At 57.7% G+C, this 25,383-nt stretch carries 26 protein-coding genes; 9 read left to right on the top strand and 17 right to left on the bottom strand.

From position 1 onward, the window contains the following. Together hrpT and FOC35_RS02060 are read left to right on the top strand one after the other, a co-directional pair. The gene (gene hrpT, locus FOC35_RS02065) at positions 1-186 is read left to right on the top strand and encodes an HrpT family type III secretion system protein (protein WP_016535507.1); all 186 of its coding nucleotides are present in this window, start codon (positions 1-3) and stop codon (positions 184-186) included. Between the two features lie 178 nt (positions 187-364). Then, the gene (locus tag FOC35_RS02060) at positions 365-1,300 is read left to right on the top strand and encodes a type III secretion protein (RefSeq protein WP_172568000.1); all 936 of its coding nucleotides are present in this window, start codon (positions 365-367) and stop codon (positions 1,298-1,300) included. Positions 1,301-1,468: 168 nt separating this feature from the next. Here FOC35_RS02060 and FOC35_RS02055 read toward each other — a convergent pair whose 3' ends face one another. From FOC35_RS02055 to sctW, 13 genes are all read right to left on the bottom strand, one after another. Next, positions 1,469-1,939, bottom strand: a complete 471-nt coding sequence (locus FOC35_RS02055; RefSeq protein WP_172567999.1) for a type II toxin-antitoxin system YhaV family toxin — start codon at positions 1,937-1,939, stop codon at positions 1,469-1,471. Then, the gene (locus FOC35_RS02050; protein ID WP_172567998.1) at positions 1,939-2,277 is read right to left on the bottom strand and encodes a type II toxin-antitoxin system PrlF family antitoxin; all 339 of its coding nucleotides are present in this window, start codon (positions 2,275-2,277) and stop codon (positions 1,939-1,941) included. Before FOC35_RS02050 ends, FOC35_RS02055 begins: the two co-directional genes overlap by 1 nt. 105 nt (positions 2,278-2,382) lie before the next feature. Then, the gene (gene sctU, locus FOC35_RS02045) at positions 2,383-3,465 is read right to left on the bottom strand and encodes a type III secretion system export apparatus subunit SctU (RefSeq protein ID WP_172567997.1); all 1,083 of its coding nucleotides are present in this window, start codon (positions 3,463-3,465) and stop codon (positions 2,383-2,385) included. Positions 3,466-3,488: 23 nt separating this feature from the next. After that, positions 3,489-4,298, bottom strand: coding sequence for a type III secretion system export apparatus subunit SctT (gene sctT, locus FOC35_RS02040; RefSeq protein WP_172567996.1), 810 nt, complete (start codon positions 4,296-4,298; stop codon positions 3,489-3,491). Continuing rightward, positions 4,295-4,561: a type III secretion system export apparatus subunit SctS gene (sctS, locus tag FOC35_RS02035; protein ID WP_016535513.1), complete on the bottom strand. Its 267-nt coding sequence runs from the start codon at positions 4,559-4,561 to the stop codon at positions 4,295-4,297. The genes sctT and sctS overlap by 4 nt, the downstream gene beginning before the upstream one ends. Positions 4,562-4,567: 6 nt before the next feature. Next, positions 4,568-5,233 (bottom strand): type III secretion system export apparatus subunit SctR, encoded by a 666-nt coding sequence (gene sctR, locus FOC35_RS02030; protein WP_016535514.1) that lies wholly within the window; start codon positions 5,231-5,233, stop codon positions 4,568-4,570. Then, positions 5,233-6,288: a FliM/FliN family flagellar motor switch protein gene (locus FOC35_RS02025; RefSeq protein ID WP_172567995.1), complete on the bottom strand. Its 1,056-nt coding sequence runs from the start codon at positions 6,286-6,288 to the stop codon at positions 5,233-5,235. The genes sctR and FOC35_RS02025 overlap by 1 nt, the downstream gene beginning before the upstream one ends. Then, positions 6,285-6,902, bottom strand: a complete 618-nt coding sequence (locus FOC35_RS02020) for a type III secretion system HrpP C-terminal domain-containing protein (protein WP_172567994.1) — start codon at positions 6,900-6,902, stop codon at positions 6,285-6,287. The genes FOC35_RS02025 and FOC35_RS02020 overlap by 4 nt, the downstream gene beginning before the upstream one ends. Next, entirely contained in the window at positions 6,899-7,366 is a 468-nt protein-coding gene (locus FOC35_RS02015) for a type III secretion protein (RefSeq protein WP_172567993.1), read from the bottom strand. The genes FOC35_RS02020 and FOC35_RS02015 overlap by 4 nt, the downstream gene beginning before the upstream one ends. Further along, entirely contained in the window at positions 7,350-8,717 is a 1,368-nt protein-coding gene (locus FOC35_RS02010; RefSeq protein ID WP_371810731.1) for a FliI/YscN family ATPase, read from the bottom strand. The genes FOC35_RS02015 and FOC35_RS02010 overlap by 17 nt, the downstream gene beginning before the upstream one ends. Beyond that, on the bottom strand, positions 8,711-9,658 hold the full coding sequence (locus FOC35_RS02005) for an FHA domain-containing protein (protein ID WP_172567991.1): 948 nt from the start codon (positions 9,656-9,658) through the stop codon (positions 8,711-8,713). The genes FOC35_RS02010 and FOC35_RS02005 overlap by 7 nt, the downstream gene beginning before the upstream one ends. Before the next feature lie 11 nt (positions 9,659-9,669). Beyond that, positions 9,670-11,766: a type III secretion system export apparatus subunit SctV gene (sctV, locus tag FOC35_RS02000; protein ID WP_172567990.1), complete on the bottom strand. Its 2,097-nt coding sequence runs from the start codon at positions 11,764-11,766 to the stop codon at positions 9,670-9,672. 26 nt (positions 11,767-11,792) lie between these two features. After that, positions 11,793-12,968: a type III secretion system gatekeeper subunit SctW gene (gene sctW, locus FOC35_RS01995; RefSeq protein WP_172567989.1), complete on the bottom strand. Its 1,176-nt coding sequence runs from the start codon at positions 12,966-12,968 to the stop codon at positions 11,793-11,795. A 261-nt stretch (positions 12,969-13,229) separates the two neighbouring features. Between sctW and FOC35_RS01990 the strand changes: the two genes are divergently transcribed. After that, positions 13,230-13,823, top strand: coding sequence for an RNA polymerase sigma factor (locus FOC35_RS01990; protein WP_172567988.1), 594 nt, complete (start codon positions 13,230-13,232; stop codon positions 13,821-13,823). Positions 13,824-13,868: 45 nt separating this feature from the next. Beyond that, on the top strand, positions 13,869-15,344 hold the full coding sequence (locus FOC35_RS01985) for a histidine kinase (RefSeq protein WP_172567987.1): 1,476 nt from the start codon (positions 13,869-13,871) through the stop codon (positions 15,342-15,344). Here the strand turns inward: FOC35_RS01985 and FOC35_RS01980 are convergent. Beyond that, positions 15,322-15,954 (bottom strand): response regulator transcription factor, encoded by a 633-nt coding sequence (locus tag FOC35_RS01980; protein ID WP_039899157.1) that lies wholly within the window; start codon positions 15,952-15,954, stop codon positions 15,322-15,324. The genes FOC35_RS01985 and FOC35_RS01980 overlap by 23 nt on opposite strands. 259 nt (positions 15,955-16,213) lie before the next feature. On the opposite strand from FOC35_RS01980, the gene FOC35_RS01975 reads away from it, so the two are divergent. From FOC35_RS01975 to ybiB, 4 genes are all read left to right on the top strand, one after another. After that, a complete protein-coding gene (locus FOC35_RS01975) occupies positions 16,214-17,545 on the top strand; it encodes a hypothetical protein (protein ID WP_254065346.1) in 1,332 nt (443 codons plus the stop codon). Between the two features lie 2 nt (positions 17,546-17,547). After that, entirely contained in the window at positions 17,548-17,946 is a 399-nt protein-coding gene (locus FOC35_RS01970; protein ID WP_172567986.1) for a CesT family type III secretion system chaperone, read from the top strand. Positions 17,947-18,206: 260 nt separating this feature from the next. Next, positions 18,207-20,366, top strand: a complete 2,160-nt coding sequence (gene dinG, locus FOC35_RS01965; protein WP_172567985.1) for an ATP-dependent DNA helicase DinG — start codon at positions 18,207-18,209, stop codon at positions 20,364-20,366. A gap of 14 nt (positions 20,367-20,380) precedes the next feature. Beyond that, the gene (ybiB, locus tag FOC35_RS01960) at positions 20,381-21,349 is read left to right on the top strand and encodes a DNA-binding protein YbiB (RefSeq protein WP_172567984.1); all 969 of its coding nucleotides are present in this window, start codon (positions 20,381-20,383) and stop codon (positions 21,347-21,349) included. A 130-nt stretch (positions 21,350-21,479) separates the two neighbouring features. On the opposite strand, the gene ybiJ is transcribed toward ybiB, so the two are convergent. Next, positions 21,480-21,740: a DUF1471 family protein YbiJ gene (gene ybiJ / locus FOC35_RS01955; RefSeq protein WP_016535530.1), complete on the bottom strand. Its 261-nt coding sequence runs from the start codon at positions 21,738-21,740 to the stop codon at positions 21,480-21,482. Between the two features lie 362 nt (positions 21,741-22,102). Here ybiJ and FOC35_RS01950 point away from each other — a divergent pair, with 362 nt between their 5' ends. After that, on the top strand, positions 22,103-22,942 hold the full coding sequence (locus FOC35_RS01950; RefSeq protein WP_172567983.1) for a helix-turn-helix domain-containing protein: 840 nt from the start codon (positions 22,103-22,105) through the stop codon (positions 22,940-22,942). A 30-nt stretch (positions 22,943-22,972) separates the two neighbouring features. Here FOC35_RS01950 and FOC35_RS01945 read toward each other — a convergent pair whose 3' ends face one another. Together FOC35_RS01945 and FOC35_RS01940 are read right to left on the bottom strand one after the other, a co-directional pair. Next, on the bottom strand, positions 22,973-24,415 hold the full coding sequence (locus tag FOC35_RS01945; protein WP_172567982.1) for a M17 family metallopeptidase: 1,443 nt from the start codon (positions 24,413-24,415) through the stop codon (positions 22,973-22,975). Then, on the bottom strand, positions 24,412-25,380 hold the full coding sequence (locus tag FOC35_RS01940) for a N(4)-(beta-N-acetylglucosaminyl)-L-asparaginase (protein ID WP_172567981.1): 969 nt from the start codon (positions 25,378-25,380) through the stop codon (positions 24,412-24,414). Before FOC35_RS01940 ends, FOC35_RS01945 begins: the two co-directional genes overlap by 4 nt. Between the last annotated feature and the right edge of the window lie 3 nt (positions 25,381-25,383).

Raw genomic sequence — 25,383 nt, 5'->3', positions numbered from 1 at the left:
ATGAAACCTTCAATTTTGTGCCTGCTGGCGCTGGCCTTCGCCCTTAGCGGATGCGCCACCCGCAACGATAACGGCTGCGAGAGTCTGGAGTGCAGGCCCCTGTCGGACAGCCATCACCTGACCATCTGGTGGCCTGCCGATATGCGCAACGGCGTACAGGATTACTCGCAGATGCCGGTGCGCTAATTTTTGTGGCGAGCGCCCGTTGTTTCGCGCTCGAGGCTTAAAAACGCCATTTTTTTCTTAGTGTTAGGCAGTTTGTGGAACCGAAGCCGGTTTCTTTTCACTTAACAGGCGTCTATATACTGCGAACCAGCAGGGCTGGTCGCCTGTATCAACCCCGTTGTCATGGTGAGGTAATCTAATGAGTACGATTGGAAATATGCTGAATCTGGCCACAGCATTACCGCAGCTGGCGCTGAACGCCACCCCTGAAGGTATGGCGGCTAATTTGCTGAAGAACGTTGGCGATCGGATGGTGAACGACATTGCCTCTAAATTGACCAACCTGCTGTTCTCCGGCGGAATGAACGGCAATAACAACAACACCTTTATGTCGCCGCAGAGCCAGGGCGGAGCCAGCATGGGTAATACACTGGCGGCAAGCAATATGCAGCAAATGCTGCAACAGGTGATTCAGCAAATGGGCGTGAATGCCCAGAACAGCCCGTTTAACAGCCAGGCCGGAGCCGGCAACATGAACGCCTTCAACGGGGGCCTGAGCCACGGGCTGCAATCTCCGTCCACCGGCATCGGCCTGGTTCAGCTGCCGCTGTCCACCACCGGCAGCAACAGCGCCAACAGCTTTAACCAACTGGGCAACAATATGGGCAGCCAGCTGGGCAGCAAAATGGGCCTGCAGGCGCTGGACGACGTGAAGTCCGACACCAGCGGCCTGTGCGGCGCGCTCGGCGGCGGCGGTAAAGTGGAAGGTGGCTCCAAAGAAACCCGCGCTGAAATCGGTAAATTTATGGATCAGCACCCGGAAATTTACGGCAAGCCGCAGAGCGTTGGGGCGGGCATGCCGGGCCTGGTGCATATCGGGAAAGGCCCTTCCAGCTGGGAAGATGCCCTGAAGAACAGCAAACCGCTGAGCGGAGACGCGCTGAAGGCTTTTCAGTCGGCGAAAAATGACCTGAAAACTTCGATGGTTGGCGGCTCTATCGCCGGTTCCGGCACGACGCCTGGCTCTTCGAGCCTGCTGATGAACGCCGATGCCCAGCTGTTTAACAGCAACATTATTCAGAACTCGCTGAAGCACCACCACGGCACGATTCTGAACCTGGCCGCGCTGGCCTAAGTTTTGCTGTTGTAGTCCACAGGCTTTCTTTTAACGCAGGGTGTTAAAAAGCCCGCCATGCGTGATTCGCTCGACTCTTCTTCGCCCTCTATTTGACCGGTTTTTCTGCGTTAATCGCGTGGTAAACCGGTCTTTTTTTATGGCTTGATGCTCACCTGAGGCTTTGCATTAAAGAGATTCCTGCGCCGCTTCCTGCAGCAGTTGATTCCACTCTTTTGGCGGCCTTCCCCGATGCAGCATTTTTTCGAAAACTTTATAGCTGTCGGTTTTGCTGCCGTATTCCCGAAGCGCTTCGCTATCGTTCATCCAGGCCAGAACAATAATTCTCGCGGCGCTATGGTAACGGAAAAATAAGCGATATCTGGCGTTGCCAAATTTAGCTCGTGACCAGTCTTTATTGGTGTTTCCCAGGGTTTTTCCCTGGCGATACATTGGTGAGGAGGGGTCTGATGTAATTCCTTCTTCAATGACCTTGTGCACGACGGCAAGAAGTTTTGTTGCGGCTTTCTTCCGGTATCCCTCCGGGTCTTTAATCCTTAAAGCTTCGACTTGCTCAACTAACGCGTCGTAAGCTTCCTGAAAGCACGGATGGGCATAAATTCTCCATCCGTTAATTTCCTCCGGCAGTCCTTTTTTCATTAGTCCTCGTCGCGTATCTCATCATCAAGATTAACGTCCACACCGCTAATCAACTCGCGGCCACGGGACATGTCGAATGGTTGAATGTTTTGAGGGGCATTTTTGATATCGGTGGCTAAAAATTGCAGGAACGCTTCCATAACATCATCCTCCGGTGTTTCTTCTCTGCGGCTAAGCAGAACTCTCCCGCCCGGCAAAATTTGGTATTGGAGATGGTCTTTACCAGGCTGAATTTTTAGTGCCTCACGAACCGGCGCGGGTATCGTCGTTTGGCTACGGGTTGTTACCTTAGAATCGACGGTTAAAGCGGCAGTGCCTGAACGATCGTCAGCGTACATAATCTCACCTTAGATGACACGGACTTTGATTAACTTCTGAGCAGGAGTATAAGGCGAGGAAAATGGTAATGCAATTGCATTACCGTGGGGGGGGAGGCTTTTAGTCTACTCCTCAAACTCAATAGTCTCGCCCTTAATGCGGCCTTCAAGCTTGCGTAACAGGCGGTAGATGGCGGCCACGGCTTTTAGCGTGTCGCGGGGGATATAGGCACCTTCTTCGGTGGTGCGGTAGAGGTTGCGGGTTAGCCACACGTAGCGGACCACCGGGATATTGGCGGCGTGCGCCATTTTGATTAGCGCTTTAGCCTCCTCATCCTGTGCTTTGAACAGCAGCATTGGCAGCGGCGTTTCGTCCGGTTCGTATCGCAGCCCGACGGCAAAGTGGGTTGGGTTAACCAGCAGCACGTCGGCCTTTTCCATCTCCTGAGGCGTGACCTTTTTCGCCGGGCCGTTGAGGATTTCGTGGGCAACGTGTTTGCGGTGGCCTTTGGTGTGCGGGTCGCCTTCCATCTGCTTATATTCGTTTTTCACGTCTTCGTGGCTCATGCGGTTTTGCTTGAGGAAGAAGTATTTTTGCAACGCAAAGTCGGCTACCGCAAACACCAGCATCACGCCGAAGATAGTGTGGGCGAGGGTTTCCAGAATCGCCACGCCTGCGTGCCAGAAGCCGTCCAGCGTGCCGCCCGCAAGGTTGGCCAGCAGCGGGAGGCGGGGCTTAATCAGCAGCCAGAACACGACGGAAAGGGTGATAGCTTTCAGCAGGCTGTTGAGGATCTGAATAAACTGCTTAACCGAAAACATCTCTTTAAACTTGTTGAGCGGGTTTAACGCTTCAAGTTTTGGTGCCAGCGCGGCAATAGCGAACAGCGGGCCGAACTGGAGCCAGCCTCCGGCGATGCGCAGCAAAATAACCGTGCCGACCGTCATCATAAAAAAGACCCCGACGGTGAGCAGCGCCGCGCCGCTCACCTCGCCTAAAGCCTGAGTGAAAGGCGCGCTCAGGCGCAGCAGCGGCAGGGTCATCAGCGCCTGCAGTTTGTCCATGCTGGCATCCATCATGGTAAAAATAAGCTGCAAAACACCAAACATAATCAGTAGTTTGGGAATATCCTGGCTCTGGCTGACCTGGCCCTTTTTGCGCGCTTCCTGGAGTTTATGGGGGCTGGCCTGTTCTGTTTTTTCGCTCACTGGTTTTACGCTCCGCTAGCGGGTTACCACGTCGCCTTACGCGCCGGTAAAATATCGGACAAATGTGGGATCAGGTCGTTTAGGGCGCTGAACTGATGGCCGGCGAAATATTCCAGCGTCGGCAGGTAAAAAATAAAGAACAGCAGCCCGGCAATGCACTTAAGCGGCACGGTAAGCACCGTGGCCTGGAGCTGAGGGCTGTAAATGCTGAGCACGCCGACGGCGAAATCGAGGAACAGCAGCAGCAGTACCAGCGGGCCTGCGTACAGCACGGTGTCGATGAACATCTGTTTGACCTGGGCGAGGAACGCCAGAAACCCCTGCTCTCGGAAGGCCGGGAGCCAGCTGTCTACGGGCCACAGGCGGTAGCTGTCCCAGATAACCTGGGTCGCCAGAGAGAGGCCGAAATTGACTATCAGCACCATCATCGACCATTGCAGCAACATATAGCCCAGCGGCGTTTCATCCGCACCCAGCGCCGGGTTGAGTTGCCCCCCGCTCAGCGCCCCGCGCTGGTTGTCAAACAGCACGCCGACCGACTCAAAAAGCCAGAACGGCAGCGCCAGCAGATAGCCGAGAAAAATCCCCAGCACCACTTCTTTGAGCATCATGGCAACAATGCCCCACGGGCTATGGGGCGCGCCGGCAAGCAGCGGCACAATAGTTGGCGTGACGAACAGCGCCAGCGGAATAACGATGGCGGTGCGGATCATGCCTTTCAGAGCGGAAAAAGCGAACAGCGGAGTCAGCAAAACGCATGGGTAGATGCGGGCAATGGCCAGCCCGAGCGCCAGCATACCGTTGAATATGGGCGTCAGTTCGGCCGCAATCATCTCAGCGACCCTGAGGCGGCCATCATCGAGAAGGCGGACTGGGCCAGCTCAATCATTTGCAGCCCAATCCAGCGCCCGCTTAAGGCAAGAGTCGTCCCCACTGCCACCAGCTTGATGGCGAAGGGTAGCGTTTGATCCTGTAGCTGAAACACCGCCTGCAACAGGGAAACCACGATGCCCACCAGTACGGCGACCACCAGCGGCGGGGCGGAAAGTACCACCACCATCAATACCGCCTGCTTAAACATGTAGATCATGTCCATAACGCCTCACATATAGCTGTAGAACAGGCCGTCGAGCAGGCGCGTCCAGCCGCTCACCATTACGAACAACAGAATTTTTAGCGGCAGCGAGATGGTCATCGGGGACACCATCTGCATGCCTAAGGCGAGCAGCACGTTGGAGACAATAAGGTCGACCACCAGGAAAGGGATGAAGATTAAAAAGGCAATTTTGAAACCATTTTGCAGCTCGGAGAGTACGAAAGACGGTATCAAAATCAAAAGGTTGTCGCGCTGGTTGATAATTTTGTCGGACAGCGCTTTCGGCCACATGCGCTGGCTGTTTTCCATCAGGTGCGTTTCCAGATCCGGATCGCTGTTGCGCAGCATAAAATCAGTCAGCGGCTTGATGCCGTATTGCAGGCTGCTTTCTAAGCGTTCGGCGTTGGTGGTGTCGATGGGCTTTTCCTGAAAGCGGGTTTGCATCCCGTCGAACACGGGCGCCATCACGAAGATTGTGGCCGCCAGCGCGATGCCATACAGCGCCATGTTCGGCGGAGTTTGCTGCACGCCGATGGCGTTTCGCGTCAGCATCAGCACCATCGAAATTTTTAAAAAGCTGGTGGTTATCATCAGCACCAGCGGCAGGAGAGAAATCGCACCCAGCAGAATGGCCAGAGCCAGCGGGTTGAATGAACTGATATTCTCCGCCATCAGACCGGCTCCAGCGCCGCACCGGTATTGCGCAGCATCCGGGTAATCTGAAAGCCCAGCGTGCCGTTAACGTCAACCAACTCACCCTTAGCCAGCAGGTTATTGCCGTGGCACAGCAGCGCTTCGCCCGGCGTAACGTGCTGCACCAGCACCGTCGAACCCGCATCAAGCTGCTGCAATTCGCCGAGCGTTAGCTGTAAGTTGCCGCAGCGGATCGTCAGTTCCAGCGACAGGTCGTCGAAACTCCCCCTTGTTGTCTGCCATTCGGCTCCGGGGACAACGTCGCCGTCCCGTTGCTCGTCATACTCCAGGGGGGCGTTTGGGTAAGTCATGGTTAGCTCCTCGCTAAACGTTATGTGTAGTAAGTCTCTGTGAGCGGTTTGGGCTGCCGGTTCCAGCTGGACCTGAAATTGTCGCCGCGCCAGCGGCAATACGCCCTGTCCGTCGGGGGCAAAAAATGTCTCCTTGGGCAGCAGCAGATCTCCAGCGGCCAGGCCGCGAGCGCGCCCGCAGGAAAGTTGCAGCCTGCCGACGGTGAGCGGGAGCCGCAGGGGCAGATCCGGGGATAGCGGGATAACAAACCGTTGCCAGGCCGGGTGCTGTGCCAGCCGCTGTAGCGTATTCCAGCTGAGCGAAACCGGGCTATGGGCTTGCTCTTCACCCAGCGTAATCTCAAGGCGCAGCGTGATATCGACTAGTTCTGCCTCCGCTCCCGTCGCAGGGCGCAGGTATTCGAGTAATTCAACCAGCTGCGGGCTGAGCTGCTGGCTAAAGTAGCTCCAGTACCAGCCGCTTTCCGGGGAGGGTTCGCCGGGGAGCGCGGGGCAGTCGGCCATCAGCCCCAGAACCGGGAGTGGAGCGCCGAATAGCAGCGTTCCTGCCGCACAGCTAAAAGCTTCCGCCTGCCCTGGCTTTTGGGCGGCGAGGGTTGAAGGCAACAAGCGCAGTTCGCCGTGTTCGCCAGCGCAGAAAAAAGGAAGCCGCCGACCGCTGCCAATCCAGCGCCGCAGCTGAGCCTCCTGTAAGGGCTGAGGGCTAAATGCCAGCCGCTTCATACCGCCTCCCGCCGCTTAAAACGCAGGCGTACGTTCTTGCCCAGGCGGCCGCTTAACGAGCGTTGTCCGTCTTTTTCAAAGCCGCGTACTTTGTCCCAGGCGTGGCCGGAAAAGCCGAGTGCAATATCCAGCACATCGCCGCTGGCGGGGGTGATTTGCGCCACGACTTCGCCCAGCTCCGGCAGCAGCAGGCTAAAGCGGGCGGGCAAGGTTTCCTGCTGTTCGATACCCTGAATCAGATGCGGCTCAAGCATCGCCATCAGCTGGCTGGCCTGCGATTCCGTGGCTTGCTGAGGTTGCTCTGCGCCGCCTAAGGAGCCGTCAAACAAATTGAGTGAAAGCACCGGCATCAGCGGAGACGGTTCTTCGTCGGACAATAAATCGCTGAACTCTTTTTCATCGCGAGCCAGTTTCTGGCGGTCACCGGCGCGGCTGAAGGCCGGAGCGCGTGAGGGCGCAGACGGCATATTGGGTATCAGCGCATTGTTGCCCGGCTGGCGGGGAATGCGCGGCGCTGGCTGAGCGTTATCCCGAGCTTTGTGTTCGGGCGCAGCAGGATGCGTTTGCTGCCAGGGCTTAGGTTGCTGATGCGTTTTTAGCGCGTGATGGATCATGCCGGGTCCCCCTGGTTCTGTTTAAGCAAATACTCCATTTTTTCTATTTCTCGTCGGCAACGCTGCACCGCGAGCTGCGCGGCGCTGAGGCGTTCCTGTTGCTGCTCAACTTCTTCATTTAACCGGTGCGTATGCTGAAGCTGCTGAATGACATCCGAGCGTTTCGATTTTTCAACATCCAGCGTTTCCCGCAGGTCGTTGAGCGGCTGAATGACGCCGCTGTGCTGCGGCACAAACTCTTCCCGCAGTTGCAGATAGCCGAGCTTCTTCTCTTCAAGCAATTGCCTGCTTTGCCCGGCAGCGTCCCGGGTCCGCGTGAGCTGGCATTCCTGCTCATGCTGTTCGCGCTCGCAGCGGCGCAGCCTGCGGCGGCGGATCGGCAGAAGCGTGTTCAGCACCTGATTCAGCGCCAGCAGTTGAGGGTCGGGAGAGAGCGGCATTTCGGCATCAATGTGGCGGCGCATAGGCAATCACTTCCTGTAGCAGTTGGCGGGTAACGTCAAATTCGCTGGGCGCGTGGTTTGCCTGGCGCAGAAACGCGTTAATCGCGTCCTGGGCCTGTACGGCGGCATCGGTCATTGCGTCGTTGCCCGGCTGGTATTCGCCGAGGCGGATCAGCATTTCCACCTGCTGATAAGCCGACATCATCTGGCGCAGCGTGCTGGCCTCGGCAACGTGCTCCCGCGCTACCACGTTACTCATGGTGCGGCTGAGGCTGGCGAGAACGTCAACGGCAGGATAGTGGCCGCGCTCCGCCAGGCGGCGGGTCAGGACGATGTGCCCGTCAATCAGGGAGCGGACTTCGTCGGCAACCGGATCGTTCATTGAATCCTGCTCAATCAGCACCGAATAGAGGGCGGTTATCGAGCCGCGTGACGTTTTCCCCGCCCGCTCCAGCAGCCCCGGCAGAAGGGTATAAACCGAAGGCGGCAGGCCGCCGCGCCCCGGCGGTTCACCCAGCGCCAGGCCGATTTCACGCTGGGCGCGGGCAAAGCGCGTCAGGGAGTCGATAATCAGCAGCACGTTTTTGCCTTTGTTGCGGAAGGCTTCGGCAATCGCCGTGGCGGTAAAGGCGGCACGGGCTCGCTCCATGCTGCTGCGGTCGGAAGTGGAGCACACCAGCACGGTGCGGGCGCGCAGTTCGGCGTCCAGTTCGTGGTCGAGAAATTCACGCAGCTCGCGGCCACGTTCGCCTATCAGCCCAAATACGATGGCGTCGCAGGGCGTGTTGCGGGCCATTTCGGCCAGCAGAGTTGTTTTCCCACAGCCTGCTCCGGCAAAGACGCCAACCCGCTGACCCACGCCAATAGTGAGAACGCTATCAATGGAGCGGATGCCGGTTGGCAGCGGTGTGTCGATGCGCGGCCTGTCGGTTGGCGGTGGAGCATCGCCCAGCACCCCGCTGGCGTCGGGCGTTTCGCTGGCGAGGGCAAATGCAGACAGGCTATCTTCGTCGATGGCGCGGCCAAAGCCGTCCAGCACGCTGCCAAACAGGCTGTCTGACACGCAAATTGAATGCGGCTGAAACAGCGGTGTGACGCGAGCCCCCTGGGCAATGCCGTCCAGCGGCCCCAGGGCGGAAAGCAGAGTATGGCGCGGGTTAAAGCCGACGACTTCGGCCATCACTTCCCCGTCGCCACCCCGGCTGATAAGGCAAAGATCGCCGATACGCGCCTGCGGCAGGCTGCTTTCGAGCAAAATGCCGCTGATGCCGGTGATGCGCCCGTGGGCGCTGACGGCGTTGAGTTTTTTCAGGGAGCCGTGACGGCTGGCGAACCAGGTGTTGAGGTCGTTCTGAGCGCTCATCATTACCACTTCACCGCAATATTTTCACGGCCGCTAAACTGCACGCTGTCGCCGGTGATGCTGGTCAGACGTAGCCCGTTGCGTTCGTCACCAACGAACAGGCGCTGCCCGTCTTCGGTGACAATGTTGGCGTGCGGTCCGGCGGTTATCTGTACGATGCGAAACGGCAGGGTGGTTTCGCGCACTTTGGTTTTGTTGTTCAGCGCCACGCTAAGCTGGTAGTCACCGCGGATGCTGTCCACCATGCGGCTGACGATGGGCAACTGGTTTTCTTGTAAATCACCGCTCAGGATAATGCCTTGCGGAGTGCTGGTGATCTGCACCTTGTTGTACAACTCGCGTTCGCGAAGATCCTGCTCGAGCACTAAGCGCAACTCGTTGCTGTTAGTGATTGCCGGTTTAATCTGCGGCTCCTCGTCGCTGTTTTGCTGGGCGATACCCGGCTGGAGCACCCAGCTAAAAATGGTAAAGGTCAGCAGCAGCAGGCCAGACAGGGTAAAAATCTGCGCCCAGCGCGGCAGTATTCTGGCAAGCCACGAGCGGCGTGCCGCCGGAGCGGGCTTATTTGTCGGGCTGCCGATGGGCTCGCGCGCTGCGGATGCGGGCTCGTTGTGGCCCGCCACCGGCAGAGGCGGTGGAAGGGGGCGGCTGTCCCACTCTTCATCGGCCGCTGCGAGGGTCAGCCAGACGCCGCCTACGGCAAAAATTTCGCCGGGCTGCCAAAGCTGCTGCCCTGTCAGCCTCTCGCCGTGGCGCTGGCAGACCGTGCCTTCCATCGGCGTGAGCATCCAGCCTTCGGCGCTGCGGCTAAGCTGGGCATGGCTGGCTTTTATTCCGCCATCGCTCAGTTGTAAATCGCTTTCGGCCGCGTTGCCAAGCCGCCAGCGCTCGCCGCTAAGGGGCAGCGCTGCGCCTTCATGTAATCCGTTTAATACTCTCAGCTCATACATGGCGGCTACCTTTATGCTGTGAAGGCGTCAAGCGCGTTTTGGTGGATATCGAGGCGGCCCAGAACGTTAACCGGCAGGTTGAATTGCAGCTCGGCGAACGACAGGACGGGAACGTGGTGGAACTCATCCTGGATAAGCTGGCGCAGCGGGCTGCGCAGGTCCTGAGCGGAGAGCAGCACGCTGGTCTGGCGCTGGAACAGGGGGAAAACTTCGCGCAGCTGTTCCAGCAGCAGGGCGTGCTTATCCTGGCTGAGGGCAAAGAAGGTTTCGTTTTGCGTCTGGCGCAGGCTGTCGCGCAGTATCTCTTCGGTTTCCGGCGTAAGCAGCCAGACCTGCATCCCGCCGTCGTGGCTGTACTGGTGGCAGATATGCTCTTTAATATCGATGCGTACCTGGTCTACCAAAAGGCCCACGTCACGCTCGTGCTGGCCGTGAACGATAAGCGACTCGGTGATGCTGCGAACCGAACGCAGGGAAATACGCTCGGCCACCAGCCGCTGTAAGACCGCGCTCAGGCGGGTTATCGGGAAAATACGCTGAAACTCCTGCGCCAGTTCAGGGAGGTCCATTTCCAGCCAGGAGATAATGGCGCGGGTTTCCTGAAGCCCGATAAAACGCGGCCCGGAGGCGAACAGCGCCTCTTCCATACGCGCCAGCAGCAGCTGATGTGAACTCCAGGACTCTATCTGGAACTTATCCAGCAGCGGGTCATCCTCTTCCAGCCACGCCCAGCCTTTTTCCTGCGGGTAGCCTTCCACGGCGAGTTCGGTCCCGGTCTCTTCCTGCTCCAGCAGGCGGTAGTCGAGCGCGCGTTTATGCGGCGTAAAAGTGCCGATGACCTTCGGGACTTCATAAACCAGGAAACGGAATTCGTCGTCCTCCTGGTAGGGGGAAAAGTCGATGTTGAATACCGGCAGCGTGAAGCCGTATTGATTCACGATGCGGTTGCGCAGGCGGCGGATGTCTTCTATCAGCGCCAGGGTTGCCGGGTCGCCCGCGCGGGCTGAGGAAAAGCTCAGCACAAACAGGCGGCTGGGGTTGAAGGTGCGAATATCTTCTTCACCGTTGGCCTCGGGGGCGACAAATTCGGTTGGTGAACTGTTGGCTTTTGCACGTTTGGCGCGCCACAGCTGAAACAGGCCGGAACCCAGGGTAATAAAACCGAGCACGATAAAGACCAGCGTCGGCATGCCGGGCAGCAGGCTGAAGCAGAACATGCCGATGGCCGACATTATCCAGGCTTTGGGCTGGTTGGTTAGCTGGTCGCTGATTTCGCGGCCAATGTTGTTGTTCGGGATATCTTCGTTCGCCGACACGCGGGTGATCATCATCCCGGCGGTAAGCGAGATAAGCATCGCCGGGATCTGGTCAATCAGGCCGTCGCCGATGGTCAGAATTGAATAGACGTTGGCCGCATCTCCCGCCGCCATGCCCAGCTGTAGCACCCCGATACAGAAGCCGCCGACCATGTTAATGCTCAGAATCACTATTCCGGCTACCGCATCGCCCTTCACAAACTTCATGGCGCCGTCCATCGCCCCGAAAAGCTGGCTCTCTTTTGCCAGGTCTTCACGCTTGCTTTTCGCCTGCTGCACGTTGATAAGCCCGGCGCGCAGGTCGCTGTCGATGGACATCTGTTTGCCCGGCATCGCATCAAGGGTGAAGCGCGCGGCGACTTCCGCGATGCGCTCCGAACCTTTGGTGATAACCAGGAAGTTCACCACGGTGAGAATAAGAAACACCACCAGGCCTACCGCCAGGTTGCCGCCGACCACAAAGTTGCCGAAGGCGGTCACGATATGCCCGGCATTTTGCTGGAGCAGGATCTGGCGCGTGGTGGAGATAGACAGCCCGAGGCGGAACATAGTGGTCAGCAGCAGCACCGCCGGGAAGGTGGTAAACGCCAGCGGCTTCGGGAGGTACATCGCCGTCATGATAAGCAGACATGAAACGCTGATATTTACCGCAATCAGCACGTCGATAAGCCCCAGCGGCAGCGGGATTATCAGCATGAACACCACCGCCAGAGCGATGAAAGCCCCGACCACTTCGGAGCGCTGCATGGCGCTTATCGCCAGGCGGTTAAGAAGATTAAACAGAGTGTTCATTGGTTATTCATCCTGGTGAAATCCATTTACTGCGCAATCTGGCTGCGTTTTTCCCACGCGGCATACTCGCCGTTCAGGGTTCTGAGCAGCAGCAACGCATTGTTGCGGGTGTCATCGTTGCCGCTCCAAATCTTCTCCGGCAGCCCCTGTAACAGGGTTAACAGCCCGTTGAAAAACAGCGATTGCTGCATCGGTTTTTCCCCGACAACTTGCAGGCCAAGCTGGGTCAGGTCGCGGGAGTAAAACCCGTTGCGGCACATGCTGAGCAGGGAGCGGGTCATCACGTCGGCCCCCATCGTGACGTGCTGGTATTTGCTTTTTAGCCGGTCGAGGAACTGGGCCACTTCCGACAGCGTGTGGGTAATAGCGCGGGCATCGTTCAGGCCGGAGAGTAAACGGCGCAGCGCGGTGGGCGGAGCGGAAGGGGCCAGGGCGGCAATATCGTCCGACAGGGCGCGTTGCAGGGTGCGCAGCGCCGGAACAAAACCGTCCGCACCAAACTTATCCAACAGCAGATCCATGATGTTGTCCGCCGACTGCTGGTTGATAACGCCGTCGTAGTAAAGCTTGCGTAGCTCGCGCTTCTGCGCCGGGTCGCTGGTGAAGGCGGCAATTGCCGGGGCGGTATTGACCCCGGCGTTGATCTTCTCCGGATGGCGCTGCTGGAGTTCAGCCAGCATCTGCCCGACCTGCGCCGCCAGTTCGGGGTTACTGCCGTTGCGCAGGCGCATCGCCATCAGGCTGAGGGTCACAAAGGCGGATGCGGGGTCACCCTCGGCAAGTTCCAGCAGGGCGTCCAGGTCGGGGGCCTTATGGCCGCTGCCGGAAAGTAGCTGCTCAAAAGCCGACTCGCGCCCGGCCTGGCTCTGGCCGGAAGGGCTTTCCAGCAGGCGTCCAAGCTCTACCAGATGGGTCACTTTAATTGCGGCTACGGAGATGCGGCGCAGCTGGCTGCTCTGCGTGCGCTGCTCTTCGTGTTTTATCTTCTGCTCAATACTTTCGGCAAAGGTCGCCGCCATAGACTCCTGGGCGGCGCTCGGACGCTGCGGCGTGGGGGCCGCTCGCGTGGCGGAGGACGTGCTGCTTGACGTGCTCTTGTCGCTATTTGTGTCGTTGAGCAGCTCATCGACCAGGGCGTCGGCCTGTTCGCTTTCAAGACGCAGATTATGGTGATGGTGGTGCTGGGGAATTCTCATGTTCATTGCGGTATGCCTTAGCCGATTCGCCTGTCCATATGTGGGCTAAGGCCCTGGCGGGTTCCCCCGTGAATAAAAAAATTCCGCCGCCGTGGGGTGTGTAAAAAGTTGCACAAACCGCTGATTGGTCTGTGTTTATTGTTACGCAAATAGTTCTGGTTTCTTTAGTTTAATTTAACAAAATCATGTTGTTATGTTGTTATTTTTCGCTGGCATAGCTCTTGCTAAAGGACGAACTCCTGAATCCATTCAAAAAAGGTGTTCACTATGTCAGCGATGTTTGATTTCGAATCACAGGTTATCCCGCAATCGCAGCCCGCGTTTGAAGCCAACGTGGTGCAGGGAGAATTCCCGGCGGTAAACTGGGAGCGCGTCATGCGGGACAACGAGCAGCGTCTGTATAATTTTATCCGTAAAAGGGTGGCGAATTTTGCCGATATAGAAGACCTGGTGCAGAACACCTGGTATGAGGTTTTCCGCAACAAGCATAAGTTTTGCGGCACCTCGCGCCCGGAAACCTGGATGTTTGGTATCGCGGTCAACCTGGTGAAGAACCACTATAAATCGGTCAAGGTAAGCTACCTGCATGACGAACTGAACGACGATGTGCTCGGCACGCTGGTGCACTCCGAGCAGCCGGAAGGGATAACGGAAGGGAAGGATATCCTGTCTAAAGTGTTACAACGTATTGCGCAACTCCCTGAAGACTATCAACAATTATTGCAATTAATCGTCGATAACGATATCAGTTATCAGGAGGCGGCCGAGCGAATGACTATCCCTATCGGCACCGTTCGCTCCCGCCTTTCCCGCCTGCGGCAGTCGCTAAAACAGGACCTGGGGTGGGACAGCCTGAACTGAACCTGTGGCGCTTCGTTATCCTCTGAATGAGAAGAACAACAACCTATGAAACAAGACGGCGGGCCGCACCTACGGCCCAATGACTATCCGCACCTGCTAAGCGCCGCTTTCAACAGCATGTGCGAGATGGTTTTCATTGTTGACAGGGATTTCAATATTGTTTTTGCCAACCAGAAAGCGCTCGGCATTTGCCTGACGGCGGATGCCGGGCTGCTGACCGGCGAGAATATTTTCACCCGCCTGCGCGGCTACGGCGATTTGCCGCTGCTGGGCGTGGTTGAGCGGCAGCTGGATCGGCCGGAAAATGCGCCCTACGGCGATAAAATCAATGCCCGATTTGATGCCGGAGAGGGGCAGGTTATTCCGGTGGAGGTTTGCCCGAGCCGTTTTGAATATCAGGGCCAGATCTGGACCATGATGGTGGTTTGCGATACCCGGCATCGCAATGATATTCATCGGTTTTATTACGATCGCGAGAACGAGCTACGCGATATTCTTGATAACGTGCCGGACGCGATTCTGCGGGTAGACAGCGAGCAGCGGCTGCTGTACGCCAACGAAACCGCGCTGTGCTGCATGCCGAACGGGGCGGCCTCGATTGGCCTGAAAATGGACGCTTTGATCGGCGATTCATCCCTGATGGAGCAGATTGGCTGGTCGCTACAATTGGTCCTGCGCAAGCACGTCCAGCTGGAGGCGGTGCTTCACGGTGTGGTAACCGGCTCGCGGGTGGCGCGTATTTACCAGGCACGTTTTATACCCGAGTTCACCCGGCAGCAGGTTTTACGCTCCGTGCTGGTTATCGCCCGTCCGGCCTCGCGGCAATATTTTGCCGAGCAGCAGGTGCGCCAGACCCACGAGCAACTGCGTCAGATGACCCAGAAGCTGCAAAGCAGCGTCGAGAACGAGCGTAAACATATGGCGCGCGAAATTCACGATGAACTGGGCCAGCATCTGACTTCGCTGCGGGTGGGGATTTCGCTGCTCGGGCAGAACCATCCCGCTCTGCAACATGAAGTCGAGCCGCTCACCCAGCTGGTTGATGGCACGATCAAAGTCGTGCGCGATATCGCCACTCAGCTGCGCCCTGCGGTGCTGAATATGGGGCTGAAACCGGCGTTAATCTGGCTGCGCGATCAGTTCAATAAACACCGCTCCGGGGTCTGCACGCTGACCATCCAGCCGCTGCCTGTGTCGCTGTGTGATGATGAGGTGACCGCGATTTTCCGTGTGGTGCAGGAGTCTTTGACCAACGTTCAGCGCCATGCGGGCGCGCGTGAGGTGGAAGTAAAAGTTCTGACGCGGGGCAAAATCGTGCTGGTGTGTATTAATGATGATGGCCAGGGGTTCGATCCTGGCCTGGTATCCGACCGGGCTTTCGGCCTGCTGAGCATGCGCGAGCGCTGCATGATGAGAGGCTGGATCTTCAATATCAACAGCACGCCGGGAAAGGGCAGCTGCGTACACATTGAAATTCCGTTTTCCGCCCCCGGCGTCGCTAAAGCTTATGATAGCGAATAGCGAACTTAATGATGTCGGCGTTATTGTCGAACTGCATTTTCTCCATCATGCGGGTTTTGTGGGTGCTGACGGTTTTATTGCTGATGTTCAGCGTCCCGGCAATACCGTTGACGTTCTCGCCGCCGCTGAGCAGGCGCAGGATCTGTTTTTCCCTCTGGGATAGCGTGGCGTAGCGGCGCAGCTGGTCGTTTTCCTGAGTTGAGAAAACTATCGCTTCCGCAAGGGAGGGATCGATGTAGCGCTGGCGGGCGGCGACGCGATGGATGGCGTGCAGTAATGTTTGCGGCGCCTGATCTTTAGTAATAAAGCCGTGAGCGCCGCTGGCAAGCACCATCTGGGCTATTTGCGGCTCGTTATGCATGCTAAGCACCAGCACCGGCAGGCTCGGCCACAGGCGGGTTATCTGCTGCACCAGCTCCGGGCCGGACTCGCCGGGCATCGAAAGGTCAAGCAGCAAAACATCAACTTCTATTTCCGTTAGTAGCGAGAGCACCGTGCGCCCGCAGCCGGCTTCCGCCACCACTTTGATTTTCTTATCCAGCGAAAAGATTTGTTTCAGGCCCTCGCGCATCAAAATGTGATCGTCGGCGAGGAGGAGTCTGATTGCCATACCGTCTGTCATCCATAATTTATAGTTATTAAATTGTTCATTTTTATAAAAATAGTTATCACGCACGAATTGCGAAGACGCGTGTTAAATGAACATAACAGCCCCGCCGCAGCGAATCTACCTTTGCCGGGAGCGATAAAGGTTGCAGCTTGTTACAAGTCCTGTGCGCGGGCAGCCTCTCTTTTGTTGCCGCGAAGGAACCAGGCAGTGCCTCTCCCCACTTAACCTTTTGACTCAACAACTAAAGTGGAGAGATATCATGCCGTTAAATAGCGTAGATACCAGCTTGCGGGTCGATCCTGGCCTGATAAGCGGTAATGCTAACCGTCGGGTTTCTATGCGCATCGCGCTGGAGCCGACTAATCCTGAACATTACGAGCGCACGGTCAATGTTTCTGCCCGCCAGGCCGACGCGCTCTATTACGCCAACAAGGCGATCGACGATACCTGGCGCGTGCTGGATATGGGCTCCGGCAACCAGAAGAACCATATTCGCGCCACCATGGGGGAGTCCTACAAAAGGACGCTTTTGTCGCAAAAGGCAACCGGGAATGGGGATTACACAGTTCGCGCCTGGGAAGCGTCGAAGTTTCGCGCCGGTAACTGCGGTGAAATGGCGGCGGTAAATGCGCTGCTGCTGGCTAATTCTCGCGTAAAGCAGCCGGTTTCCGTGGTGCACAATCGGGATGTAGACCATGCCTTTGTAATAATCGGCGACCCGCGAGCTGACAACAAATCGATTGTTTCGGACGCCTGGCCGGAATTTGGCCGCGCCATCCGGCTGAAGGATGCCAAATTCGGCGATACTTTCCATGTTTTGCAAACTTTCCAGCCCGGGCACCGGGACGATGATATCCGTGAGAAGCTGCTGCGAGGCAGAAAGGCGACTCAGGCCGAGGTGGATAAAGCGTTCCGCAAGGCGGCACCGCAGCTGGCGAAACTCAGCCCCGAACAGCTGAGGGACAGCACGGTAGCCGGGCCGGGATACGTTCAGCGCCACGTTTCGAGGAACCTCGGCATTCGCTATGACGGGGAAGACAGCCGCGGCGCGATGCAATCATTCGATCAGTCTTTGTCGGTTAGCCAGCTAAGGTCGCGGATGAGCGGGCCTGCCGCCGCGTCCGAAGCGCAACAGCGTGTGGCCCCGACGCCAACGTTTAGCAGTAACGATCGCCCGCGTAACCGTACCGACTCCTTTGCCGCAGAATCTTCATCCCGCGGGCGCAGGCCGAGAACCGCATCGAACGCGATGCCGCCGCCGGTGAACCGCCGCCGCGCAAACTCCATTGATGTGCGCCCGGCACCCGTTTATGCCCCGCCTCCGGCACCGGGAAACATGTACGGCACAATCCCTTTACCAGCGTCCGGGCCTGCCTACAATTATGGTCCGCCGCCCGTCGCGCCGGTTTATAGCTACGGGCCGCCGCCGGTTCACGCCCACCCGCATGCTCCGGTTTCGGCCAGCCGCCCGCTTTACCGCGAGCCGCCGGTTATTCCGCCGGACGTTTACGGCACCGCGCCAGCGCCCGCTCGTTCGCGCCCTCGCTCAAACTCCGTGACTGCCGCTTTCCGGCGGATAATAGGTAGCTAACCATGCCCGCAACCTCACATTTAGCGCAGGTATTGCAGCCGCTGCTGGCCGATGAGTCAGGTCAGCGTGCCGAGCTGGAAAATGCAGAAGGCTATTCCGTTGAGCTGAGCGCGGGCGTGACGCTGGAGATAAGCGAATCCCCGCCGGGGCATATTTTGCTTAGCTGCGTGCTCTCCGCGCGGCCGACGAGGCTTAGCGACCCGGAAACGCTGTCGGTGTTATTGCAGGCCAATTTGCTGGGAATGGATTACCCGCCGGTGCTCACCGGATTGTTAACCGAACAGCAGCAGGTGGTGCAGTGGAGTTGCCTCCCGTTCCATCAACTGGAGCCGGAAGTCCTGAAGCGGTTGTTTAACCGCTTTGCATTGCAGGCCGAAAAACTGGCCGCCTGGCTGGTATAGCGCGAGTCGTCACGTTTTAGCCGCCGTCACGCGGTTAGAACGTGCCGTTCCGCAAGTCAAAAGTGAGAAAAAAACATTAGGGGAGAGGAGCGGAAAGGTGAAACAATAGTGGCTGTTTATACAGTGTCTCGTCATACTTCGAGCCACAGGCGCGTTGGCGTCACTAGCTCACCCCAGTCACTTACTTAAGTAAGCTTCTGGGGATTCTCTAGCTAGCCGCCTTCCTGCAACTCGAATTATCTAGAGAAAGAAGTGATGTTATGGCTTTGTCGTCGGCGCAAAAAGCGCAAATCGGTGCCTGGTATAAGGCGCTCCAGCAGCAGATCCCGGATTTTATTCCGCGAGCGCCTCAGCGGCAGATGATAGCTGAGGTGGCGAAAACCCTTGCCGGTGAGGAAGGGCGGCATCTGGCGATAGAAGCGCCGACCGGCGTCGGCAAAACGCTCTCCTACCTGATCCCCGGCATCGCCATCGCCAGGGGGGACCAGAAAACGCTGGTGGTAAGCACCGCCAACGTCGCCCTGCAGGATCAGATTTTCAGCAAAGATCTGCCGCTGCTGCGCAAAATTATCCCTGACCTGAAATTTACCGCCGCCTTTGGGCGCGGGCGCTACGTTTGCCCGCGTAATCTCGCGGCGCTGGCGACGGACAACTTTGCCCAGGGCGATCTACTGGCGTTTCTCGACGACGAAATGGCCCCCACCAGCAAAGACGAGCAGCAGCGCTGCGCGAAGCTGAAAACCAGCCTCGACGGCTATAAATGGGACGGCCTGCGGGACCATACGGATGAGGCGATTAGCGACGATCTGTGGCGGCGGCTGAGTACCGATAAGGCCAGCTGTCTTGGGCGGAACTGCCACTGGTATAAAGAGTGCCCGTTCTTTGTTGCCCGCCGGGAAATCGACGAGGCGGAAGTGGTGGTGGCTAACCATGCGCTGGTCATGGCGGCGCTGGAAAGCGATGCGGTGCTGCCGGAAGCGAAAAACCTGCTGCTGGTGCTTGATGAAGGGCATCACCTGGCGGATGTAGCGCGTGACGCGCTGGAGATGAGCGCGGAGATAACGCCGGGCTACAGCCGTTTACAACTCGATTTGTTCAGCAAGCTGGTGGAAACCTGCATGGCGCAGTTCCGGCCTAAAAGCCCGCCGCCGCTAACCGTTCCCGAGCGTTTGACCAACCATTGCGATGAAGTCTACGAACTGTTGCATTCGTTTAACGCCATTGTCAGCCTGTGGCTGCCCGGCGAGCGCGAAGGCGAGCACCGTTTTGAGATGGGCGTTTTGCCCGAAGAGATAATGGTTATTTGTCAGCGTCTGGCCAAATTGATGGAGTCGCTGCGCAGCTTATCCGAAGCGCTGCTTAACGATCTGAGCGAAAAAACCGCCAGCCACGACATCGTGCGTCTGCACCGTGCGCTGCTGCAAATGAATCGCGCGCTGGGCTATTTTGAAGCGCAGAGCAAGCTTTGGAAGCTGGCTGCGATGGAGCAGGCCTCGGGCGCGCCGGTTTCAAAATGGGTCACGCGGGAAGTTCGTGAAGGGCAGGCTCATCTGTTTTTCCACTGCGTGGGCATCCGGGTGAGCGATCAGCTGGAAAAAATGCTCTGGCGAAAAGTGCCACACGTGATTGTGACTTCCGCCACGCTGCGTTCGCTTAATCGCTTCGATCGCCTGCAGGAAATGAGCGGGCTGCGCGAGAAGGCGGGCGACCGTTTTATTCACCTCGACTCGCCGTTTAATCACATCGAGCAGGGGAAAATCGTCATTCCCAAAATGCGCTACGAGCCGCTGATGGAGCATGAAGCGCAGCATATTGCCGAAATGGCGGCCTTTTTCCGCGCCCAGCTTGCAGCGGGTGAGCACAAGGCGATGCTGGTGCTGTTTGCCAGCGGCCGGGCAATGCAGCAATTTATGACCCACGTTACCGATCTGCGCCTGATGCTGCTGGTGCAGGGCGATCAGCCGCGTTATCGGCTGGTGGAACTGCACCGCAAGCGGGTTCAGGCCGGGGAAACCAGCGTCCTTATCGGGCTACAATCCTTTGCCGAGGGGCTTGATCTGAAAGGCGAACTGCTCACCCAGGTGCATATCCATAAGATTGCTTTCCCGCCGGTGGACAGCCCGGTGGTGATAACCGAAGGCGAGTGGCTAAAAAGCCTTAAGCGCTATCCGTTTGAAGTCCAGAGCCTGCCGAGCGCCTCTTTTAACCTGATCCAGCAAGTCGGGCGTTTAATTCGCAGCCACGCCTGCTATGGTGAGATTGTGATTTACGATCGTCGTCTGCTGAGTAAGCGCTACGGCGAACGGCTGTTGGCCGCGCTCCCGGTGTTCCCCATCGAGCAGCCCGAAGCGCCGGAGGCAAAACCAATAACAACGACGCCGAAACACACCGTGCGGCGCAAACGTGTGGGCAAGAAATAGCAAGGAGAGTCTGAATGGACTACCGCAAAATCATTAAAGAAATTGGCCGTGGGAAAAACCACGCCAGGGATCTCGATTTTGATACGGCTCGCGGGCTGTACAGCCATATGCTGAAGGGGGAAATCCCGGAACTTGAGCTGGGCGGGGTGCTGATTGCCCTGCGCATAAAGGGTGAGGGCGAAGCGGAAATGCTCGGCTTTTATGAAGCGATGAAGCAGCACCTGATCGCCCTGACGCCGCCGCCCGGTAAACCGATGCCGATTGTTATTCCTTCTTATAATGGCGCCCGCAAGCAGGCCAACCTTACGCCGCTGCTGGCGCTGCTGCTCAGCAAACTGGGTTATCCGGTTGTGGTGCACGGCGTAAGCGATGATCCAACCCGCGTGCTGACGGAAACTATTTTTACCCTGCTGGGAATCGAGCCGACTCGCCATGCCGGGCAGGCGCAGGCGAAACTGGAGTCGCATCATCCGGTTTATATTCCTGTCGGTGCACTTTGCCCGCCAATGGAAGAACAACTTGGAATGCGCTGGAGAATGGGCGTGCGAAACAGCGCCCACACGCTGGCGAAACTGGCGACGCCGTTTGCAGAAGACGCCGCCCTGAGGCTTGCCAGCGTTTCCCACCCCGAATATGTGTCCAAAGTAGCGAAGTTCTTTGCCGATATTGGTGGCCGTGGGCTGCTGATGCACGGCACGGAAGGCGAGGTGTATGCCAACCCTCAGCGCTGCCCGCAGATAACGCTAATTGACGGCGAAGGCGCCCGGGTGATTAGCGAGCGCCAGACCGATCTTGAGTCTGAAGACGTTGTGCTCCCGGCCGGTAAAGATCCTGATGTTACCGCCCGCTGGATTGAACGCTGCGTGGCGGGCGTGGAGCCGGTACCCCGGTCGCTGAAGATTCAGCTGGCCTGCTGCCTGGTCGCCACCGGTGAGGTTGCAACGCTTGAGGCGGGTTTAACTCGGGTAGCTGAAGTTTTCTGAATGACAGGCAAAAAAAGCCCGCGACAGGCATCGCGGGCAAACAAGGGTAAAATCAGGGTTAAACAAGGGTAGTGCTATCAAGGCCGATGAGGGTATCAGCCTTAATGAGGGTAATGCTCAGGCGCAGTGATTATTTGTAGATAACTGCGGTGCCGCTCATGCGGCCATCGGTGTTAGCAGAAGTGATGGCGTAAGCAGATGCGCCAGCAGCGTCGGCTTTAGCGGCCAGTTTTGCTTCCAGGCTGTCCAGAGTAGATGCGCCGGTTACGGAAACTACGCCAACTTTATTCAGGTTTTGTGCCTGAGTTTCATTCACTGATTGCGCAGCGAAAGCACCGAAAGAAAGAGTAGAAAGAGCGATTGCAGCTACAGCATATTTGATGGTTTTCATGGCTAAATTCTCGCAGGTTGTTCTGTTAAGGTGACGTTGTTCCGTCGATGTGATTATGGTCACACTTTTAGGCGGAAGAATAAATCGAAGAGAATTGACGGCCTTAATCAAAAAAATTGAATTAGTTATAACTTATTGAAATAAATAATGATTGCCGGGTAAATAGTTTCACTGCGTGACGTTAACCCTGGAAACCCTTAGTTTGCGCACTTTTTGCTACTCTTTTTGCCGCTGCTGGTCTTACCTGATGTGCAATCGCTTGCGCAGCATTTTTAGCGTTGTTTTGGCTTTTAGCGCTGTATGCTGCGGGGGGAGCTTTTATAATGATGTTCTTACTTTTCAACCCGATCGGATGAGGTTCGATGGAGATAAAGCTGCACTCCAACGCCACAACTACGCCGCGTACCCGCAAGTACATTCAGGAGTCCGATAAAACGGACGGCGAGCTGGCGGAGGAACTGAACATATCTGTGGATACCGTTCGCCGCTGGCGCATGCGCGATGACTGCTACGATAAATCCCATCGTCCGAATACTATTCACCGGGCGCTGAGCCACGAGCAGGAAGCCATACTGGTGTTTCTGCGCCTGCGGCTGGCGCTTTCGCTGGATGAACTGCTTGAGGCCGCTCGTTTGCTGGTGCAGCAGGGTATCTCCAGGGCCAGCGTCAGCCGTGCGTTGCAAAATTGGCAGCAATCGAGAATTACCCGTCCCGATCTGAACAGCGCCTGCGGCCATTTATGGCTCGATGTTTTCCCCCTCCCGGAAGTGATTAGCCATAAGCAGGGCGAGCTTCTGGTCTTTAGCGACCGGGTTTCTGGCTATATGGCGGTGGCGCTGCGCGAACGCGGCTGCGTGGGAATACCCGACCCGCTGGTCGGCTTCTTGCGTCAGGGGCTGCTGTTGCCGGTGCTTTCTATTACCGCCCGACCTTCAACTTTTGCTCAGCAGCTGGCGGAGGCACTTTCGGTGCCGCTGCATCCTGCCCCCGAGGAAAGCTGGCAGCAGCAGGCTAAGCAGGGGAACTATCGGCAGGAGCTCGAGGTGCTATTAAACGGTGAGCGTTTTGACAAACGTCTTGGGCTGGGCGCGGTGCTGCTGGAGTTCGAAGATTTGCTGAACCAGAGAATTATCCGCAGCCGCCTGAAAAACCTTACCCCGGCGGCGTGGCTCCGGCTAAATCAGCCGTCGGCTGGTAAATAAAAAAAAGCGCCCGGATGGCGCTTTTTTGGGTTATCTGGCCTCGCAAAGCGAAAGCAAATAGTGGGTTAACAGGTGCGCGGGGCGGCCGCTCGCCTGGGTAAACTTGCCCCGTGAAAGCGCGGTTCCGCTGACGTCAAGGTGCGCCCAGGGGCGATGATGGCAGAATTTACTCAGGAATTGGGCGGCCGAAACCGCAATCGCCGCGTTGTTCGGCGGGGTGTTGGTCAGGTCGGCAATGGTGCTTTTTACCTGGCCGTCGAAGCTTTCGTCCAGCGGCAGCGGCCAGACGCGATCCTGCGTCAGGTTGCCCGCGTGCTGTAAGCGCTGGCTCAGGAATTCATTGTTGCTCATCATGCCGGAGATATCATAACCCAGGGCTTTCACTACCGCGCCGGTCAGGGTTGCCACATCAATTATTTCTGCGGGTTCAAAACGTTCGGCGGCGTAGCTAAGCGCGTCTGCCAGCACCAGCCGTCCTTCGGCATCGGTATTCATGATTTCGACGCTAACGCCAGCGTGCGCCTTAACCACGTCACCGGGGAGCATGGCCGTACTGCCCGGCATGTTTTCGGCCAGCGCCATCACCGCGACAATATTGAGCGGCAGGTTTAACGCTTTTACCGTTTCCATCATGCCAAACACCACCGCCGCGCCGCCCATGTCATATTTCATGGTGCGCATCCCTTCGCCTTCTTTCAGCCACAGGCCGCCCGTGTCGAAGGTAATGCCTTTCCCGACCAGGGCGTAAACCGGGCTATGCTCCCCGGCACCCTGCCAGCGCAGCGTCACCAGGCGGGGAGGGTTTACGCTACCTTTCCCCGTGGCGTGCAGGCAGCCGAGGCCGCCGTCAAAAATAGCCTGCTCGTCGAGGACTTCGCAGCAAGTTTGCGGGTGTTGAGCTGCCCACTCTTCGGCGCGGCGAGCAACGTCCTGCGGGCGGCAGTCCTGGGCAGGTAAATCCGCCAGCTGGCGCGAGAGCAGCATCCCCCGGGCAATGGCTTCTGCCTGGGCCGCCAGACGCCGGGCCAGAGCGTTGTTCGGCTCGGCAATCAGCCGCAACTCGCTTTTGCTTTGCTGCTGCTCGCGGCGGTAGCCAAGTTGAGGCAACTGATAAAAGCGGTTCATGATGGCGACCAGCAGGCCGCGAAGGCGTACGAAAGTCGTTTCATCCGCGAGGTTAAAACCAGCGAGATCCAGTACAACCGGCTGCTGTACGGGGGAGGGGAGTAACGTTTCAACGGCGTTCAGGAGGCGGCGAAGAACAGCGGGTTGCGTAACATCTGCCTCGGGCAGCAGCGACAGGCGCTGGCAAACGCCCTGCAGGCCAAATGCAGTAGTTTGTGCTTCATCGTGATGAGCCATCTCTTCTAATAGCGGCTGAAGCGTATTCGGCCAGCGGCTGCCGGAAGTGTTCCACAGCAGTAGATGAGCCTCTTTGAAACTGGCGTCAGGTGAAATTAACTGGCATTTCATTGGATGACCTCGGCGGTGATGCGTTGTTGATAGGCGTCCAGCCATGCACGGTCTGCGGGGCGAATAAGCGTTTTGTTGCCTTCGCGAGCGGTGAGGAAGACCTGAGCCGGTTGGTCAGGGATGGCGACCGAGAAAGAGAAGTTATCGATAGTTGTGGCGGCACCGTATTCGCCGCGATTGTTCATGCAGACGACGGACAGGTCGCCCGCGCGGCCATAGCGCGCAATCAGTTTCGCTTCAAGATCGTAAACCGCCGACTCGGCTGCCTGCTGCGGCGACATGCCGCGCGCCATGCGGCTGACGATTTCATAGCTGATGCAGCCTTTCATCAGGTCTTCACCGAGGCCGGTAGCGGTAGCGGCACCAATTTCGCTGTCGGCATAGAACCCCGAGCCGGAAACCGGCGAGTCGCCAACTCTGCCGGGGCGTTTCATAAACAGGCCGCTGGTGGAGGTGGCTACCGACATTCTCTGCTGAGCGTCCAGGGCAATCACGCCGACGGTATCGTGCCCGGTGTAAGGGCTGAGGCCGCGATCCAGGGTTTCACGCTTGCGTTTGAGGTAGTGGTTATGGGCGCGGCTGGTCAGCATTGTTTTGCTTTCAAAGCCCCGGCTTCGCGCCCACTCTTCGGCACCTTCGCCGACCATAAAGCTATTAAATCGCTCCTCGCTGAGCGCTCTTGCCAGCAGAATAGGGTTGGCGATGTTTTTTACTCCGGCAACCGCGCCCAGCGCAAGGCTGGTACCGTCCATAAAGGCGGCATCCAGTTCCACCTCTCCGCGTTCGTTAGGCAGCCCGCCGAAGCCGACCGATTTGTAGAAGGGATAATCTTCCACGCATTTTACCGCGTGAACGACCGCATCGCTGGCCGAACCGCCCTGTTGTAGCTGCCCGGCGGCCTCGCCGATACCTTCCCACGCCATACGCCAGGTGGCGATCGTTCCCCATTTTGCTGATAACGTCATGTT

The organism is Cedecea sp. FDAARGOS_727 (assembly GCF_012273235.1).
GTDB classification, from domain to species: Bacteria; Pseudomonadota; Gammaproteobacteria; order Enterobacterales; family Enterobacteriaceae; genus Cedecea; species Cedecea davisae.
The sequence above is the reverse complement of the archived record's forward strand: the minus strand, read 5'-3'. Positions and strand labels throughout refer to the sequence as shown.